Source organism: Sphingomonas sp. 1185, from assembly GCF_040544655.1.
Classification (GTDB): domain Bacteria; phylum Pseudomonadota; class Alphaproteobacteria; order Sphingomonadales; family Sphingomonadaceae; genus Sphingomonas.
The window spans coordinates 1-16,577 of sequence record NZ_JBEPKL010000034.1 but is presented as its reverse complement, the minus strand read 5'-3'; the positions used below and the strand labels follow the sequence as shown (position 1 = coordinate 16,577).

The 16,577-nt window shown below is 67.9% G+C and carries 17 protein-coding genes; 10 read left to right on the top strand and 7 right to left on the bottom strand.

Annotation, left to right across the window (positions count from 1 at the left end; all coding sequences use genetic code 11):
* Positions 1-120: 120 nt before the first annotated feature.
* The gene (clpB, locus tag ABIC44_RS17210; protein WP_354296697.1) at positions 121-2,700 is read left to right on the top strand and encodes an ATP-dependent chaperone ClpB; all 2,580 of its coding nucleotides are present in this window, start codon (positions 121-123) and stop codon (positions 2,698-2,700) included.
* A gap of 64 nt (positions 2,701-2,764) precedes the next feature.
* Here the strand turns inward: clpB and ABIC44_RS17205 are convergent, their stop codons facing one another.
* A complete protein-coding gene (locus ABIC44_RS17205) occupies positions 2,765-5,749 on the bottom strand; it encodes a TonB-dependent receptor domain-containing protein (protein WP_354296696.1) in 2,985 nt (994 codons plus the stop codon).
* A 301-nt stretch (positions 5,750-6,050) separates the two neighbouring features.
* Here ABIC44_RS17205 and ABIC44_RS17200 point away from each other — a divergent pair, with 301 nt between their 5' ends.
* Positions 6,051-6,290, top strand: coding sequence for a hypothetical protein (locus ABIC44_RS17200; protein ID WP_307102231.1), 240 nt, complete (start codon positions 6,051-6,053; stop codon positions 6,288-6,290).
* Positions 6,291-6,304: 14 nt separating this feature from the next.
* A complete protein-coding gene (locus ABIC44_RS17195) occupies positions 6,305-6,820 on the top strand; it encodes a hypothetical protein (protein ID WP_354296695.1) in 516 nt (171 codons plus the stop codon).
* A gap of 6 nt (positions 6,821-6,826) precedes the next feature.
* On the opposite strand, the gene ABIC44_RS17190 is transcribed toward ABIC44_RS17195, so the two are convergent.
* From ABIC44_RS17190 to xseA, 3 genes are read right to left on the bottom strand one after another with little or no spacing between them, the layout of a single operon-like run.
* Positions 6,827-7,681, bottom strand: a complete 855-nt coding sequence (locus ABIC44_RS17190; protein WP_354296694.1) for a M23 family metallopeptidase — start codon at positions 7,679-7,681, stop codon at positions 6,827-6,829.
* Positions 7,678-7,878 (bottom strand): DUF2093 domain-containing protein, encoded by a 201-nt coding sequence (locus ABIC44_RS17185; protein WP_307102226.1) that lies wholly within the window; start codon positions 7,876-7,878, stop codon positions 7,678-7,680. Before ABIC44_RS17185 ends, ABIC44_RS17190 begins: the two co-directional genes overlap by 4 nt.
* A gap of 16 nt (positions 7,879-7,894) precedes the next feature.
* Positions 7,895-9,328 carry an exodeoxyribonuclease VII large subunit gene (xseA, locus tag ABIC44_RS17180; protein ID WP_354296693.1) on the bottom strand — a complete coding sequence of 478 codons (1,434 nt, stop codon included), beginning with the start codon at positions 9,326-9,328 and terminating at the stop codon, positions 7,895-7,897.
* On the opposite strand from xseA, the gene purD reads away from it, so the two are divergent.
* The 4 genes from purD to ABIC44_RS17160 all read left to right on the top strand — a co-directional run bounded on the left by purD (position 9,327) and on the right by ABIC44_RS17160 (position 12,690).
* Positions 9,327-10,619, top strand: coding sequence for a phosphoribosylamine--glycine ligase (purD, locus tag ABIC44_RS17175; RefSeq protein WP_354296692.1), 1,293 nt, complete (start codon positions 9,327-9,329; stop codon positions 10,617-10,619). The genes xseA and purD overlap by 2 nt on opposite strands.
* A 44-nt stretch (positions 10,620-10,663) precedes the next feature.
* A complete protein-coding gene (locus tag ABIC44_RS17170) occupies positions 10,664-11,383 on the top strand; it encodes a helix-hairpin-helix domain-containing protein (RefSeq protein ID WP_354296691.1) in 720 nt (239 codons plus the stop codon).
* Between the two features lie 34 nt (positions 11,384-11,417).
* Entirely contained in the window at positions 11,418-11,978 is a 561-nt protein-coding gene (locus ABIC44_RS17165) for a hydrolase (RefSeq protein ID WP_354296690.1), read from the top strand.
* Between the two features lie 322 nt (positions 11,979-12,300).
* Positions 12,301-12,690, top strand: a complete 390-nt coding sequence (locus tag ABIC44_RS17160; RefSeq protein WP_354296689.1) for a hypothetical protein — start codon at positions 12,301-12,303, stop codon at positions 12,688-12,690.
* A gap of 45 nt (positions 12,691-12,735) precedes the next feature.
* On the opposite strand, the gene ABIC44_RS17155 is transcribed toward ABIC44_RS17160, so the two are convergent.
* A complete protein-coding gene (locus tag ABIC44_RS17155; RefSeq protein WP_307102214.1) occupies positions 12,736-14,037 on the bottom strand; it encodes a hemolysin family protein in 1,302 nt (433 codons plus the stop codon).
* Between the two features lie 141 nt (positions 14,038-14,178).
* Between ABIC44_RS17155 and ABIC44_RS17150 the strand changes: the two genes are divergently transcribed.
* Both ABIC44_RS17150 and ABIC44_RS17145 read left to right on the top strand, forming a co-directional pair.
* Complete coding sequence (locus tag ABIC44_RS17150) at positions 14,179-14,856, top strand: YiaD family glycine zipper/OmpA-like lipoprotein (RefSeq protein WP_307102212.1); 678 nt, start codon at positions 14,179-14,181, stop codon at positions 14,854-14,856.
* Positions 14,857-14,956: 100 nt separating this feature from the next.
* A complete protein-coding gene (locus tag ABIC44_RS17145) occupies positions 14,957-15,190 on the top strand; it encodes a hypothetical protein (protein WP_354296688.1) in 234 nt (77 codons plus the stop codon).
* A gap of 7 nt (positions 15,191-15,197) precedes the next feature.
* Here the strand turns inward: ABIC44_RS17145 and ABIC44_RS17140 are convergent, their stop codons facing one another.
* Together ABIC44_RS17140 and ABIC44_RS17135 are read right to left on the bottom strand one after the other, a co-directional pair.
* Positions 15,198-15,626, bottom strand: coding sequence for a nucleoside deaminase (locus ABIC44_RS17140; protein ID WP_309698071.1), 429 nt, complete (start codon positions 15,624-15,626; stop codon positions 15,198-15,200).
* An 81-nt stretch (positions 15,627-15,707) separates the two neighbouring features.
* Positions 15,708-15,920: a hypothetical protein gene (locus tag ABIC44_RS17135; protein ID WP_354296687.1), complete on the bottom strand. Its 213-nt coding sequence runs from the start codon at positions 15,918-15,920 to the stop codon at positions 15,708-15,710.
* 150 nt (positions 15,921-16,070) lie between these two features.
* On the opposite strand from ABIC44_RS17135, the gene rpmB reads away from it, so the two are divergent.
* Positions 16,071-16,379, top strand: coding sequence for a 50S ribosomal protein L28 (gene rpmB / locus ABIC44_RS17130; protein WP_307102206.1), 309 nt, complete (start codon positions 16,071-16,073; stop codon positions 16,377-16,379).
* Positions 16,380-16,577: the final 198 nt, after the last annotated feature.

Below are 16,577 nucleotides of genomic sequence, written 5' to 3'. Positions count from 1 at the left end.
CCGCTTGCCACCCTTTCGCAATCGAAACGGCCATCCCATCTTGCGGACAGCATCATGCGCCCACCCCTTGTGTTGCCAATTTGCAACACCATCTGACCTGGAAAGCGACAGGAACCCCAGATGAACCTCAAAAAATTCACCGACCGCGCAAAAGGCTTTCTGCAAGCCGCGCAGACCGTGGCGATCCGCAACAGCCATCAGCGTATCGCCCCCGAACATCTCCTCAAGGCGCTGATCGAGGACGATCAGGGCATGGCCGCCGGTCTGATCCAGGCGGCGGGCGGCGACGCCAAGCGCGTCGAGCGCGAGACCGACGCCGCGCTCGGCCGTATCCCGGCCGTCTCCGGCTCGGGGGCGCAGTCGTCGCCCGGCCTCGACAATGACCTGGTGCGCGTGCTCGACCAGGCCGAGCAGGTCGCGCAAAAGGCGGGCGACAGCTTCGTCACCGTCGAGCGGCTGCTGCTCGCTCTCGCCCTTGCCTCCACCACGGCGGCGGGCAAGGCGCTGGCGGCGGGCGGGGTCAATCCGCAGGCACTCAACGGCGCGATCGAACAGCTGCGCCAGGGCCGCACCGCCGACACGGCGGGGGCGGAGGATCGCTATGACGCGCTGAAGAAATTCGCCCGGGACCTGACGCAAGTGGCGCGCGACGGCAAGCTCGATCCCGTGATCGGCCGCGACGAGGAAATCCGCCGCACCATCCAGATCCTCGCCCGCCGGACCAAGAACAACCCCGCGCTGATCGGCGAACCCGGCGTCGGCAAGACCGCGATCGCGGAAGGGCTGGCGCTGCGCATCGCGAACGGCGACGTGCCCGACACGCTGAAGGACCGCAAGCTGATGGCGCTCGACATGGGCGCGCTGATCGCGGGCGCCAAATATCGCGGCGAGTTCGAGGAGCGGCTGAAGGGCGTGCTCGACGAGGTGAAGGCCGCCGAGGGCGACATCATCCTGTTCATCGACGAGATGCACACGCTGATCGGGGCGGGCAAGGGCGACGGGGCGATGGACGCCTCCAACCTGCTCAAGCCCGCTTTGGCGCGGGGCGAGCTGCACTGTGTCGGCGCGACCACGCTCGACGAATATCGCAAATATGTCGAGAAGGACCCCGCGCTCCAGCGGCGGTTCCAGCCGGTCTTTGTCGGCGAGCCCACGGTCGAGGACACCATCTCGATCCTGCGCGGCCTGAAGGAGAAATACGAACTCCATCACGGCGTGCGCATCACCGACGGCGCGCTGGTGGCGGCGGCGACGCTGTCCAACCGCTACATCACCGACCGCTTCCTGCCCGACAAGGCGATCGACCTGATGGACGAGGCCGCCAGCCGCATCCGCATGGAGGTGGAGTCCAAGCCCGAGGAGATCGAGACGCTCGACCGCCGCATCCTGCGCCTGAAGATCGAGCGCGAGGGGCTGCGCCGCGAAAGCGACGCCGCCAGCATCGACCGGCTCGGCCATCTGGAGGAGGAACTCGCCAATCTGGAGGAACAGTCGCACGCACTGACCCAGCGCTGGCAGGCGGAGAAGGACAAGATCGCGGGCGAGGCGAAGCTGAAGGAACAGCTCGACCAGGCACGGATCGAACTCGATCAGGCGCAGCGTAGCGGTGACCTCGCGCGGGCGGGCGAGCTGTCCTATGGCCGCATCCCGCAGCTGGAGAAGCAACTCGCCGAGGCGCAGTCCGCGACCGAAGGCGCGATGCTGCGCGAGGAAGTCACCGCCGACGATATCGCGGGCGTGGTCAGCCGCTGGACCGGGGTGCCGGTCGACCGGATGATGCAGGGCGAACGCGAGAAGCTGCTCCGTATGGAGGAGGTGATCGGTGCGCGCGTGATCGGCCAGGAGGATGCGGTCCGCGCCGTCTCCACCGCCGTCCGCCGGGCACGCGCCGGGCTACAGGACCCCAACCGGCCGCTGGGCAGCTTCCTGTTCCTGGGGCCCACGGGCGTCGGCAAGACCGAGCTGACCAAGGCGCTGGCCGAATTCCTGTTCGACGATCCCTCCGCGATGGTGCGCCTCGACATGAGCGAGTTCATGGAGAAGCACAGCGTCGCACGGCTGATCGGCGCCCCTCCCGGCTATGTCGGCTATGAGGAAGGCGGCGTGCTGACCGAGGCGGTGCGGCGGCGGCCCTATCAGGTCGTGCTGTTCGACGAGGTGGAGAAGGCGCATGGCGACGTGTTCAACGTGCTGCTCCAGGTGCTGGACGACGGTCGCCTGACCGATGGCCAGGGGCGGACGGTCGACTTCTCGAACACGCTGATCATCCTGACCTCGAACCTGGGCAGCCAGTATCTGGCCAATGTCGAGGACGGGCAGAGCGTCGAGAGCGTCGAGCCGCAGGTGATGGAGATCGTCCGCGCGCATTTCCGTCCGGAATTCCTCAACCGGCTGGACGAGATCATCCTGTTCCACCGGCTGGGCCAGAGCCATATGGGCCCGATCGTCGACATTCAGGTCGGCCGCGTCGCCAAATTGCTAGCGGATCGCAAGATCACCCTGCACCTGACCGACGCCGCGCGCGAATGGCTGGGCCGGGTGGGCTACGACCCCGTCTATGGCGCACGCCCCTTGCGCCGCGCGGTCCAGCGGCACCTCCAGGACCCGCTGGCCGAGGAAATCCTGCGCGGGCATGTGAAGGACGGCGCGACCGTCACCGTGGATGAAGGCGACGGGAAGCTGGCGTTGTCGGTGGGGTGATTTCTCCACAAAAAAAGGGGCGGTGGCAAATGCCACCGCCCCCAGTTGTGATCCATATGGGATCTTAGAAGGTGACGCGTGCCGTCACCGAGAACAGGCGACCCAGCGCGTCGTAGGTCGACGGATAGGTGTTGCCGCTATTGTAGCTGGTCGAGCCGATCGACGAACCGACGAACGGCGGCTTGCGATCGAACAGGTTGCGCACTGCGAACAGCAGCGAGAACCGGTCGGTCGCCTGGAAGCGCGTCGTCAGGTCGAAATAATGATAGGCGCCGATACGCTGGAACGCGGCGACCGGGGCACCGCCCGATTCAATGTCGGACGCCAGCGCCAGCGGCTCATACTTGGCCGGGGCCAGGTAACGCCACAGGACCGACAGATCGACCTTGCCCACCGACAGCGTGGTCCGCTGGTTGAACGAGAACTCGGGCTGGATCGAGCCGCAATTCACCGAATAATAGCTGGTGCACTCGCGGTAGATCGAGCTCGGGGTCGCCTGGAACTTCGAACGGCTGGTCCAGTTGCCGTTGAAGGCCAAGGCCAACTTGCCGAAGCCCAGATCGTGACGATAATTCGCCGCCACGTCGATACCGTCGGTCAGCAGCTGGCCGAGATTGGCCAGCGGCGTGGGCAGACCAGGGGTCGACGCCGAGCTGCCGTCGAGCCCGCCGGTCAGCGGATTGCGACGGATGCCGGTGCACGCCGTGCTGGTTGCGCTGGCAGCGGACAGATTGCCGAAGCAGCTGTTGATCACGTCGCCTTCGGTCGGCGAGCCGATCGCGTTGGTCACCTTGATGTTGTAATAGTCGACCGTCAGCGAGAAGCCCGACAGGAAGGTCGGCTGGATCACTGCACCCACGGTGAAGGTGGTCGCCTTCTCAACGCCCAGATTGGGGTTGCCGCCGCCGGTGATGTTGATCTGGCCCGACGAACCGTTGGCGATGTTGCCGATCGTCGAAGCCGGTGCGCCCTGCGCCAGGCAGACCGCGCGCAGATTGGCGTTGTTGACCGGCGCGGCGCCCGCGCAGGGGTCGTTGGCCAGGTTGCCCAGCTGGGTGATCGTCGGCGAGAACAGCTCACCGATGTTCGGCGCACGCACCGCGCGGGTGTAAAGGCTGCGCAGCTTGAACGCCGCAACCGGCTCCCAGCTACCGCCGGCCTTCCAGGTCCAGTTGCCGCCCGAACGCGAATAGTCCGAATAGCGGGCACCGGCTTCCAGCGTCAGGCTGCGGAAGAACGGCTTGTCCTCGATCAGCGGCGCGACGACTTCGACGAACCCTTCCTTCACGTCATAGCGGCCGCTGGCGTCGGGCGAAGCCGCACCGTTGCCGAGCACTTCGTCGGGCGTCTGGGTGGCGACGTCCGAGCTCGTGCGCGCGGTATACTTACGATACTCGCCGCCCAGCGCGATGCTGATCGGGGTCGAGGCCAGCGGGCTGGACACGCCGAAATCGCCCGACACGACGCCGCGCAACGTGCCCAGCGTGGTCTGCACCGTGCTGCTGGTGTTGGCGCCGAGGATGAAGGCGAGCTGGTCGGCGGTGATGCTGCCGGCCGGGCCGAACAGGTTGATCGGAACGCAGTTGTTCGACGTGTCGACGCAGCTCGTGGTGCTGGTCGCCAGCGACGCCTGCTGCAGACGCGAGAGCAGGCCGTTGCCCGACTGGCGCTGAACATTCTCGCTCTCGCCATAGGTGCCGAACACGTCATAGCTGAAGTTGCCGAACAGCGCGCCGCGCACGCCAGCGCGGATGTTGAACAGCTGCGTGGTGTATTCGCTGATGCGGGGGCCCGCCTCTACGAAACGACGCGATGCCGCCGTGGTGAAGGTCCGGTAGTTGGGATCGGTCGGGCTGGTCGCGGCGTAATAGGAATTGCACTGCGCCTGGGTCGGAGCCTGGATACCCGCCGTGTTCGGATCGGCATCGACCGCATTCAGACAGAAGGTGTTGCGCGCGGCGGCCGGGATATAGGGGTTGCTGATCGGAATGGTCAGCGCATTGCCGAAGGTCCCCGACGGCGCGATGATCGTCGACACGGTGTTCTTCGAGAACATCGCCTGGCTGTAGAATTCCAGGTGATCCGAGACTTCATACTTCGTCGAACCGAAGATGTTGAAGCGCCGGAACGGCGTCTGATAGATGTTGTACGGATTGAAGTTGAACGAGTTGTACGTCGGGACCAGCGCACCCGTGGTCGGGTCGATCTGCTGGGTCACCAAATTCGGCACAGAGAAGCGCCCCGGCACGGTGGTGCCCGAACCGCCTGCCTGACCGGTATAGGAATCGATCGACTGGATGCCGAACGTACGATCGCCCTGATAGACGGGGTCGGTTTCCTGATAACCGATGCTCAGCACCGCATTGCCGCGGCCATCGTCCATGTTGGTGCCGACGGTCAGTTCGGTGCGATAGCTGTGGCCGTCGCCCTTGCCGGTGATCTGGTCGGTGACGGAGAAGTCGACGCCCGAGAAATCGCTGCGCGTGATGAAGTTGATGACGCCTGCGACCGCGTCTGCGCCGTACGTGGTCGACGCGCCGCCGGTCAGGATGTCGGTCCGCTCGATCAGCGCCAGCGGGATGTTGTTGAGGTCGGTCGCGCCGGTGAGATCGGCGGGCGCGATACGCGCGCCGTCGACCAGCACCAGGTTGCGGTTATAGCCCAGGCCGCGAAGGTTGACGAACGAGGCACCGCCATTGCCGTTGTTGACCTGCGAACCCAGCGAAGGAACCGCACCCGGCAGCTCGCGCAGAATCTGCTCGGCGGTGTTCACCTGACGCAGCTGGATTTCTTCCTGGCCAACGACGGTGACGGGGCTGGTGGCGACGATGTTCGGATTGCGGATCAGCGTGCCGGTCACGACGATGTCGCCGCCGGTGTTGGCCGTTGAGGTCGACTCGCTGGTCTGGGTGCCGGGCTCCTGCGCGGCCGTCGGCGCGGCGACCGGGGCATTGCCCGTGGTCTGGGCGAAGGCAGGCATTGCACCGAAGACCGCGGTACCGGCCAGCAGGCTGGTCGCCAGCAACTGGCCCTTGAAGATCTGTTTCATGTCTTACCCCTTTTGAGCGCTCCGTAAGGGGGCAGAGCGCGTTCCTGCGCAGATTGACTCTGCTGCATGGCTTCGTGGGTAAACGGCCTATAAAAGCTTATACAACCGCCATTTACCTTAATTGCCACCTTTTTGCTGCATTGTAGCATAAGTGTCACAGCCACGGTGACCGACCATTGCGGACGAGCGCAAGCCCGGCTCGGCGTGTAACAATAATAGAAACTTGCGTCTTGGCCATTCACAAGGAATACCGTGTCTTAGCCGGTCATTCCCGATCCGGCGGCGCAAAGGGAAATGCGTCATGTCTCCATTCTTGCCTCTCGTCATGGCCCTGCAGGCCGTACCGGCGCCGTCCGCCACCCCGCCCGCCAAAGCTGATGCGGAAAAGGTGATCTGCAAGCGGATCGTCGAGACTGGTTCCTTCATAAGGGCGCACAAGACGTGTGCGACGCGTGCCCAATGGGCGCGCAGCAGCGAAGCCAACAAGGCCGTCGCGCAGCGCATGGTCGAGGACAATAGTGGACGGCCCACCGGCCAATGACATGGCGGGCGGCGGTGGTCGGGCTCATGTCGGGCATCCTATTGGCACCTTCGGCCGCGACGGCTCAGGTATCGGACGGCGGCACGGTCCGCCAACTGGACCAGCTGAGCCAGTGCAGGGCGATGACCGACGACAAGGAACGGCTGGCTTGTTTTGATCGGGCCAGCGCAGCCATTCTGGCATCGCGGGCGGCCGGCGACCTGATGGTCCTCGACCGCAAGGCCGTGATCGCACGGAAGCAATCGCGGTTCGGGCTGGCGGTACCGACCAGTGAGATGTTCGGGGGCGGCAGAGCCGACGAGGTCACCGACGTCCGACAGTTGGACAGCACCATCAAAACCGCCAGCGCCGCCAAGGCCTATGGCCGCTGGAACCTGGAACTGGCCAATGGTTCGGTCTGGCAGACGGTCGATGCGTTGACCTTTGGCCCCAGCAAGGGCGATGCGATCACCCTGAAGGAAGCGCCACTGGGCGGCTATCGCGCGACGATCGCTGGCGGCCGCTCGATCCTGGTCAAGCGGATCCGCTGACCCCCCTCACCCCATCGGCCCCGTCACCAGCAGCGGGTCGAGCTTGCGTCCGCGCCATTGCAGACTCCAGTGGAGGTGCGGGCCGGTGGCGCGGCCCGTGGCGCCGACCGCGCCGATGGGTTGGCCCTGGCGGACATGGTCGCCGGGGCGGACGTCGATGCGCGACAGATGCAGGAAGGCGCTGTTGAGACCCTGGCCGTGGTCGAGCATCAGCAGATGCCCCTCCAGCGTGAAGGGCGTGTCCGCCGCCAGGATCACGACGCCATCGGCGGGCGCGCGGACGATGGTGCCGGTGGCGGCGGCGATGTCGGTGCCGGAGTGATAGCTGCCCGGCTCGCCGCGATAGATTCGCTGCGCCCCGAACAGGCCGGAGATGCGGCCCCGGACCGGCCATATCAGCGGCTGACGCCAGCCCTCCGCATCGGTGACCTGGGCACGGGCGGCGCGGATCCGGTCGAGCTCGGGCGGGCGCAGCCGCTGGAATTCGGGATCGGGCACGGGATATTTGGGCAGGCGGTCGAGCCGCTCGATCCGCCAGGCGCGCGGCGCGACGGTCAGGCTCTGGCGCCACTGGCGACCGTCCGCCAGCGTCGCGACCAGTTCGGCGGCGGGTCCGGCGTCGCGGTCGAACCCGATCAGGAAGGCCCCGTCCGGCGTGAGCGGCACATCCTGTCCGTCGAGCGTCATCGCGACCGTACCCGCAGGCGCCTGTCCCCGGATCAACCCGCCCTGGCTGAGTTCGCCAGTCCAGCGGAACGCCGAGCGGGCGGCGGCGGGCACCGCGACGGTCTGCGCGGGGAGCGGGGACAGGCCCAGCCCCGCGACCAGCAGCCCCAGCGCGACACCGCCCGCCTTCCTCATTGCGGGGCGAGCACCTGCGCGGTCGCCTGCGCATCGGCATAGGCTTCCTGTCGGCTGGCGCTCCAATATTTCAGCTCCTCGAGCGGGATGCGACGGCCGGTCACTGCGCAGACGACATGGTCGCCCGGCGACAGGACGCGAAAGCCGTTGGCCAGATAATGGAGCCGCGCGGGGCGATCGGTGTTCGACATCAGCATCTTCGTCACTTTCGGGTCAAAGGAGCGTGGGCTGGTCCGGCCGGGATTGATCCGGCCTGGGCTCCCGTTTGGGCTTGTCATAGGTTTTGGGGGCGGGCCGCTCAACCCCGGCCCGGCTACCGTCCCCGTCCACCGCGACATCGACCGTGCCGTCGCGGAAACGCAGCGTCAGCGTGTCCGCCGCGCGCGCCGCCTCGGCCGAGGACAAGGTCTCGCCGCCGGGCCGCGCGGTGATCCGGGCATAGCCGCGCTCCAGGATGCGATCGGGGTTCAGCGACTGGACCAGCCGCCAGGTCGCGGCCAGCCGGTCGCGCCCGCGCTCGACCTGGCGCTCGAGGATCGCCGGGCGCAGCGCCGCGCCCGCCCGGTCCAGCCCGCCGCGCGCCAGCGTCACCCGCCGCTCCAGCCCGCGATCGAGCCGCGCCCCCGCCTCGTCGGCGCGCTGGCGCTGGGGCCCCAGCAACTGGTCGCGCTTGGGCAGAAGCCGCGCCATGGCGTCCAGCCGCTCGCGCCCGCGCTCGACATAGCGGCGCGCACAGCGTTCGGTCCGCTGGCGGTGGCTGGCCACGGTCAGGCGCAGGTCGGCCAGCACCGGCACCGCGATCTCGGCCGCCGCCGTGGGGGTCGGCGCGCGCAGGTCGGCGGCATAGTCGCACAGCGTCGTGTCGGTCTCATGCCCCACCGCCGAGATGATCGGGATGGTGCAGTCGGCGACCGCGCGGACGACTATCTCCTCGTTGAACGACCAAAGATCCTCGATCGAGCCACCGCCGCGCGCGACGATCACCAGGTCGGGGCGCGGCACCGAGCCGCCGGGCTGGATCGCGTCGAAGCCCCGGATCGCGGCGGCGACCTCCTCCGCCGAGCCAGCGCCCTGCACCTTGACCGGCCAGACGATCACATGGGTGGGACAGCGATCCTCCAGCCGGTGGAGGATGTCGCGGATCACCGCGCCGGTCGGCGAGGTGACGACCCCAATCACCGGCGGCATGAAGGGCAGCGGCTTTTTCCGCTCGCGCGCGAACAGCCCCTCGCCCGCCAGCTTCGCCTTCAGCTTTTCGAACAGGGCCATCAGCGCGCCCGCGCCCGCCAGCTCCATCCGTTCGACGACGATCTGGTATTTGGACCGGCCGGGGAAGGTGGTCAGGCGGCCGGTGGCGATGACCTCCACCCCGTCCTGCGGCTGGAAGGACAAGCTGTTGGCCGCGCCCTTCCACATGACCGCGTCGATGACGGCATTCTCGTCCTTCAGGCTCATATAGACATGGCCCGAGGTGGCGCGCTTATATCCGGAAATCTCGCCGCGCAGGCGGACATGGCCGAACTCGCCCTCCACCATCCGCTTCAGCTTCAGGCTCAGTTCGCCGACCGACAGCGCGAGCGCGTTGTCGCCGGCGATCTCCTCGGCTACCAGCCTCGAACTTTCGTCATAGGGATAAGGATCGGGCATGAACGTCCTGCTGCTGGGATCGGGGGGCCGCGAACATGCGCTGGCATGGAAGCTGGCCCAGTCGCACGGGTTAGATACGCTCTACGCCGCGCCCGGCAACCCCGGTATCGCCGCGCATGCGACCTGCGTCGGCTTGAACGCGACCGATCACGCCGCCGTGGTGGCGTTCGTGAAGGAACACGCCATCGGTCTGGTCGTGGTCGGGCCCGAGGCGCCGCTGGTCGACGGGCTGGCCGATTCGCTCCGCGCCGAGGGCGTGCCGGTGTTCGGCCCGAGCAAGGCCGCCGCGCAGCTGGAGGGCTCCAAGGGCTTTACCAAGGACCTGTGCCGCCGCGCCGACATCCCGACCGCGGGCTATGTCCGCGTCTCGACCCTCGCCGACGCGCAGGCCGCGCTCGCCACGACCTTCGGCCTGCCCGTCGTCATCAAGGCCGATGGACTGGCGGCGGGCAAGGGCGTGACCGTCGCCTTCACCCGCGCCGAGGCCGATGCCGCGATCGCCGACCTGTTCTCCGTCCCCGGTGCCGAAGTCGTGATCGAGGAATTCCTGGCGGGCGAGGAGGCCAGCCTGTTCGTCCTGACCGATGGCGAGGCGCTGCTTCCCTTCGGCTCGGCGCAGGATCACAAGCGCGTCGGCGACGGCGATACCGGCCCCAATACCGGCGGCATGGGCGCCTATAGCCCCGCGCGCGTCCTGACCCCGGAGCTGGAACGCCAGGCGATCGACCGGATCGTCCGCCCCACCGTGGATACGCTGCGCGCCGAAGGGACGCCCTTTTCGGGCGTGCTCTATGCCGGGCTGATGCTGACCGAGCAGGGGCCCAAGCTGATCGAATATAATGCCCGCTTCGGCGACCCCGAATGCCAGGTGCTGATGCTGCGCTTCCAGGGCGATCTGCTGGCGGTGATGCTGGCGGTGGCCGAGGGGCGGCTGGCCGAGCTGCCCGCGCCCGCCTTCTCGGACGATCCGGCACTGACCGTGGTGATGGCGGCATCGGGCTATCCCGGCACGCCCAGCGCGGGCGGGAGCATCGATGCGATCGACGCCGCCGAGGCGACCGGCGCGGTCGTGTTCCAGGCGGGCACCCGGATGGACGGCGAGCAGCTGGTCGCCAGCGGCGGCCGCGTGCTGGCCGTCACCGCCAGCGCCGCCACCGTGGGCCAGGCGCAGGCCGCGGCCTATCGTGCGGTCGACGCGATCCGCTTCCCCGACGGCTTCTGCCGCCGCGACATCGGCTGGCGCGAGGTCGCACGGGAGGCCGATGCGCAGGGAACCGAGGCCAGAGCCTGACGATTGGGCTCGCGATCGGGGCGATGGGACAATAGGGTAAGGCCATGAACGAGACTTCTGCGACGGCGCAAAGCCTGATCCCTGATGGCGTGGCGACCATCACCACCATCCATTTCGCCCTGATCGCGCTGGTCGCGGTGGCGGCGATCGCGGTCATCCTGATCGGGATGCGGCTCAAGCATCGCCGGAACAAGGCCACCCGCCAGGTCGAGGACAATGCCGAGGAAGCGGGCGTCGCGCTCCGCCAGCCCGACAGCGCCCCGATCCGCGAAGCCGCGCTGACGCAGCCCCGGCCCGTTCCGGAGCCCCAGCCCGTTCCGGAACCCGCACCAGCGCCTGCCCCCGCTCCGGCTCCGGCCGCCCCGCCGCCGCCCCCGGTCATGCCCGCCCCGGCGGCACCCGAGGAATCGCCGGTGGCGGACGAGCCGCTGAACGCCGAGCCGGTCGCCGCGGCCGCCCCGCTGGCCGCCAGCCCCGCCGCCGAGGCTGCTCCGCAACCTGCTCCGGCCCAGGCCGGGCGGCCCGAAGATCAGCCGATCACGCTGCTCAAGGGCCTGGGGCCCAAGCTGACCCAGAAGCTGGCCGAACATGGCATCACCACGGTCGGCGACATGGCGGGGCTGAGCGAGGCGCAGGCCCAGTCGCTCGACGCGCAACTGGGACCGTTTTCGGGCCGGATGGCACGCGACCGCTGGCTGGAACAGGCGCGGCTGCTGGCGGCGGGCGACCGGGCAGGCTTCGAGGCGGTGTTCGGCAGGCTCTGACGGAACGGGGGCTTTCCCGGTCGGTTGAGGCGCGATGACGACACTCGATCCCGCCACCACCGCGCTCATCCTCATCGACCTGCAACGGGGCATCGCCCCGCGCGCCGGTGGCCCCCGGTCCGGTGACGAGGTCGTGGCGACCGCCAAGGCGCTTGCCGCCCGCTTCCGCGCGGCAGGTGCGCCGGTCGTGCTGGTCCATGTCGGCTTCACGCCCGAGACGATGCCCAGCCAGACGGTCGACCGCCCCAGCCTGCCGCCCGAGGGCACCCCGCCCGACTTCAGCGAACTGGTCCCCGGCCTGGTCGAGCCCGGCGACATCGTCGTGCTCAAGCATCACTGGGGGGCCTTCACCGGCACCGACCTGGACCTGCAACTGCGGCGGCGCGGGGTACGGACGGTGGTGATCGCGGGCATCTCCACCAATATGGGCGTCGAATCGACCGCGCGTTCGGCGTGGGAGCTGTCCTATGACGTGGTCATCGCCGAAGATGCCTGCGCGTCGCGATCGAGCGAACTCCACGCCTTTGCGGTCGATCATATCCTGCCGCTGATCGCGCGCGTGGTGGCGTCCGGGGATATTCGGTTGGAAGGTTGAGTCTCGCCATCGGTCCTGCCCAGGGACGGATCGCCATTCCGCGATGCCTTTTCTTCCCTCGCCCCTCGCAGAGGGGAGAGGGTTGCGCAGACTTGGTCTTTGCGAGAGCAAAGGCCTAGTCGGAGCTGGGTGAGGGGTGGGCGCTCGCTCCGCGAGCGCGCGAGCCTTCCGGGCTCGCTCAACCCCTCACCCAAGCTACGCTAGCCAGCAGGCTGGCAAGCTTCGCTAACCCTCTCCCCTGTCCAGGGGAGAGGGCAAGAAGAAGCAATGCTGAATGTCGATCGGCCATGACCTTTCGGTCAAGACGGGTGGGGGGAACGGCGTGGAATTCCTGTTCGAGATCCTGATTCAATATGGCGGCGAAATCCTGATCCAGCTGCTGATCGAGACGGCTGCGGAGATCGGGCTGCACAGCATAAGCGAGACCTTCAGCAAGCCGAAGAACCCGGTCATTACCACCATCGGCTTCGCCCTTTGGGGCCTGGCGGCAGGCGGGCTGAGCCTGTTGCTGTTCCCATCCTCGCCCATCACCAACCCGGACTGGCGCCGGATCAATGTGATCGTGACGCCGTTCGTCGTGGGCGGCGTCATGGCGGTGATCGGCAGCCTCCGGCGGCGCAAGGGACTGTCCCTGATCCACCTGGACCGCTTCGGCTATGCGTATGTATTCGCGCTCGTCATGGCGCTGGTCCGGTTCCACTGGGCCGGATAGGCGGGTCTTCGCGTCGCGGAGCCGCCCTGGCGGGCTATCGGTCTGCTACGCTTCGCTGACCAGCAGCTTGTCGATCCGCCGTCCGTCCAGGTCCACGACCTCGAAGCGCCAGCCCTGCTCGACGAAGCTCTCGCCTTCGGTCGGCAGGTGGCGGAACACCGCCAGCGCCAGGCCCGCCACGGTCGCATAGTCGCGGTCGTCGGGCAGGTCGATGCCCAGCCGGTCGGCCAGCGCGTCCGCCGCCATGGTGCCTGCGACCAGCAGCGAGCCGTCGTCGCGCTCGACCACCGAGGGAGCCTCGCCGGGATCGGCGTCCGAGGCGAACTCGCCCGCGATCGCCGCCAGCAGGTCGGCCGGGGTTACGATCCCCTCGAAATGGCCGTACTCGTCATGGATCAGCGCCATCGGCACCTCGGCCTGACGCAGCGCCAGAAGCACGTCCATCGCGTCGATCCGGTCGATGACGACGGGAGCCTTGCGCATCAGCTGCTTGAGGTCGAGCGGCTCGCCCCGGAACAGCGCCATCGCGATGTCGCGCGCCTGCACCACCCCGACCACCGCGTCGATCGAGCCCTCCCCCACCGGCAGGCGGGTGCGCGGGCTTTCGAGCAGCTTGGCGCGGATCGCGGCATCGTCCAGCGTGCAGTCCAGCCAGTCGATCTCGGTACGCGGCGTCATCACCTCACGCACCGGCCGGTCGGCCAGCCGTACCACGCCCGAGATGATCGAGCGTTCATGCTCCTCGATCACGCCCGACTTGGACGCCTCGGCGACGATCAGGTGCAGCTCCTCGGCGGTCACCTGATCCTCATTGTCGCGGTTCAGGCCCAGCAGCTTGAAGATCACCCCGCTGGTCGAATCGAGGATCCAGACGATGGGCGCGGTGCCGACCGCCAGCCAGCGCATCGGCACGGCGACGAAGGCGGCGATCGGCTCGGGCTTGCGCAGCGCGAACTGCTTGGGCACCAGCTCGCCCAGGATCAGCGAGGCATAGGTGGTCAGCCCGATGACCAGCGCGAAGCCCAGCGTCGCGGCGGTCGAGGGCGCGATGCCCAGCGTCTCCAGCCGCGCGGCGGTCGGCGTGCCCAGACTGGCGCCCGAATAGGCACCCGCGATGATGCCGGTCAGGGTGATGCCGATCTGGACGGTCGACAGGAACTTGCCCGGATCGGCGGCCAGCGTCAGCGCGGCCTGCGCGCCCTTGCGACCGCTCCTCGCCATCGCCTCCAGCCGGGCGCGGCGCGACGACACGATCGCCAGCTCGCTCATCGCGAACGCCCCGTTCAACGCGACAAGCGCGAGGATGATGAGGACGTCGATCCACGGAAAGGGGGGCAGCGGTGCCATCGGTACAGGGTGCTCATAGCGGGACGGGAGGGCCTTCGACAACTCCCGTCGTCATGTTCCGTTCAGATCGCTTGCGGAACAAGCGCTACCGGGTCCGCGTTTCCGGGGGTGAGACGCGACAATCTAACAAGGGTTATGCGCATGAAGACGTCCGCAAAGTTCCTGTCCATGGCCGCAATGTCGGCGGTGCTCGCCACCTCGGCCTGCACGACCGATCCCGAAACCGGACAGCAGCGCCTGTCCAAGGCCGCGATCGGCGGCATCGGCGGCGCGGTCGGCGGCTATCTGCTCGGCGATCTGGTCGGCGGTCGGCGCGACCGGACCGAGAAGATCCTGGGCGCCGGCATCGGCGGCCTCGCCGGGGCCGGGATCGGCGCCTATATGGACAAGCAGGAGCGCGACCTGCGCGCGCGGACCGCGGGCACCGACGTGCAGGTGGTGCGCCAGGGCGACGACCTGCTGCTGAACCTGCCCTCGGGCATCACCTTCGCCTATAACTCGTCGCAGGTGCAGCCGCAGTTCCGCCAGACGCTGGACCAGGTCGCCGACATCCTGTCGCAGTATAAGCAGACCTATATCGACGTGTACGGCCACACCGATTCGACCGGCAGCGATGCCTATAACCAGCGCCTGTCCGAACAGCGCGCGGTCTCGGTCGCGGATTATCTCGCCTCGCGCGGGGTGCAGCCCGCCCGCATCGGCACGCGCGGCTTCGGCAAGTCGCAGCCGATCGCCTCGAACGACACCGAGGAAGGCCGCGCCGCCAATCGCCGCGTCGAGATCAAGATCGTTCCGATCCGCGAGGGCGACCTGCGCTGATCGAGTCGAGATTCGCGAACATGGCAAAGGGCTCGGACGGGATACCGTCCGGGCCTTTTTTCATGGGCGGCCCGCACGCCCTCGCCTATGATATGCCCTGGTGATCGAAGGGGCGAAGGTCATGGAGGCACAAGCGGGCAAGACGGGATGGCGGGCCTCCAGATGGGCGTCGCCCCTGCTGACGGGACTGTTCACCTACGTCGTGCTGATGATCCTCAACGCGTGGCATGTCGGTGTGAATTCGGCATGGCGCACTGTGCTTGTCTGCGGGTCAAGCGGTGCTCTGGCGAGCTATCTGGTGGGCCGCCTCCGGAAGCGCGCGGGACCGGACTGACGCGTCGTCATCGCCGGGCCGCGAAGAAATCCCGCAACAGGCCCGCCGCCTCCCCCTCGCCGATCCCGGCATAGATGTCCGGCCGGTGGTGGCAGGTCGGCTGGGCGAAGAAGCGGGGGCCGTGCTCGACCGCCCCGCCCTTAGGATCGCTGGCCGCATAATAGAGTCGCGCGATCCGGGCATGGGCGATGGCCCCCGCGCACATCGCGCAGGGCTCCAGCGTGACCCAGAGGTCGCAATCCTCCAGTCGGTCGCGGCCGAGCTTGGCCGCCGCCGCGCGAATCGCCTGGATCTCGGCATGGGCGGTGGGGTCGTGCAGGCGGCGCGGCGCGTTGGCCCCCGTGGCCAGGATCACGCCATCGCGAATCACCACCGCGCCGACCGGCACCTCTCCGGCCTGCCCCGCCTGGGCAGCGGCGTCGAGCGCGGCGCGCATCGGGGCGGGGAGCGGGAACATGCCCCCTCCCTGCCGCGCGCGGGGAACAGGGGCAAGAGCGGTGCCCCTGCCCCTTATGGCTTATTGCGCGTTGTCGGCAGGCTTTTCGACCTTCACCGTGGGCACCTCGACGGTCTTGGTCTCGGTACCGACCGAGACCTTGGGCCCCTCGGCGCGGAAGGCGGGGGCCTGCACCACCGCCGGACGGGTCTGGTCGATATTGACCCAGCCCATCGCCATGGCCCCGGCGACCAGCAGGAGGATGATGCCGATAAGGACGAGAAAGGCGCGCATGGGTCTGGCTCCATCAGGTTCGTTGCCGTAACAACGCCCCGTTCACCGGGCCGGTTGCACGGGCCCCGATGGGGAATCGGTTGACGCGGACGCCGGTACGGGTTATCCGCGCGGCCTTTCCGGGCATTGCCTGAAACCAGGATAACGATCATGTCGCGCATTTGCGAGCTGACCGGCAAGGGCCGGCAGGTGGGTAACAACGTTTCCCACGCCAACAACAAGACCAAGCGTACGTTCCTGCCGAACCTGCAGAACGTCACGCTGATTTCCGACGCGCTGGAAAAGAGCGTCCGTCTTCGCGTTTCGACCCACGGCCTGCGCTCGGTCGAGCACAATGGCGGCCTCGACAACTGGCTCGTCAAGACCTCGGACGACCAGCTCAGCCTGCGCGCCCGTCGCCTGAAGCGCGACGTCGTGAAGAAGCTGGCCTCGACCCAGACCGAAGCCGCCGCCGCGTAATCGCGCGACGCGACTGCCGAGCTTTCGAAGCCCGCCGCTCCCCGGAGCGGTGGGTTTTCGACGTTTGGCTGGGCATGGGCCAGGTCGGATCGACATTCAGCACTGCTTCTTCTTCCCTCTCCCCTGGACAGGGGAGAGGGTTAGCGAAGCTTGCCAGCCTGCTGGCTAGCGCAGCTTGGGTGAGGGGTTGAGCGAGCC

Coding starts and splice junctions, on each gene's coding strand:
- clpB (WP_354296697.1), top strand. CDS start 121: ATGAACCTCAAAAAATTCACCGACCGCGCAAAAGGCTTTCTGCAAGCC.
- ABIC44_RS17205 (WP_354296696.1), bottom strand. CDS start 5,749: ATGAAACAGATCTTCAAGGGCCAGTTGCTGGCGACCAGCCTGCTGGCC.
- ABIC44_RS17200 (WP_307102231.1), top strand. CDS start 6,051: ATGTCTCCATTCTTGCCTCTCGTCATGGCCCTGCAGGCCGTACCGGCG.
- ABIC44_RS17190 (WP_354296694.1), bottom strand. CDS start 7,681: ATGAGGAAGGCGGGCGGTGTCGCGCTGGGGCTGCTGGTCGCGGGGCTG.
- ABIC44_RS17185 (WP_307102226.1), bottom strand. CDS start 7,878: ATGCTGATGTCGAACACCGATCGCCCCGCGCGGCTCCATTATCTGGCC.
- purD (WP_354296692.1), top strand. CDS start 9,327: ATGAACGTCCTGCTGCTGGGATCGGGGGGCCGCGAACATGCGCTGGCA.
- xseA (WP_354296693.1), bottom strand. CDS start 9,328: ATGCCCGATCCTTATCCCTATGACGAAAGTTCGAGGCTGGTAGCCGAG.
- ABIC44_RS17170 (WP_354296691.1), top strand. CDS start 10,664: ATGAACGAGACTTCTGCGACGGCGCAAAGCCTGATCCCTGATGGCGTG.
- ABIC44_RS17165 (WP_354296690.1), top strand. CDS start 11,418: ATGACGACACTCGATCCCGCCACCACCGCGCTCATCCTCATCGACCTG.
- ABIC44_RS17155 (WP_307102214.1), bottom strand. CDS start 14,037: ATGGCACCGCTGCCCCCCTTTCCGTGGATCGACGTCCTCATCATCCTC.
- ABIC44_RS17150 (WP_307102212.1), top strand. CDS start 14,179: ATGAAGACGTCCGCAAAGTTCCTGTCCATGGCCGCAATGTCGGCGGTG.
- ABIC44_RS17140 (WP_309698071.1), bottom strand. CDS start 15,626: ATGCGCGCCGCGCTCGACGCCGCTGCCCAGGCGGGGCAGGCCGGAGAG.
- ABIC44_RS17135 (WP_354296687.1), bottom strand. CDS start 15,920: ATGCGCGCCTTTCTCGTCCTTATCGGCATCATCCTCCTGCTGGTCGCC.
- rpmB (WP_307102206.1), top strand. CDS start 16,071: ATGTCGCGCATTTGCGAGCTGACCGGCAAGGGCCGGCAGGTGGGTAAC.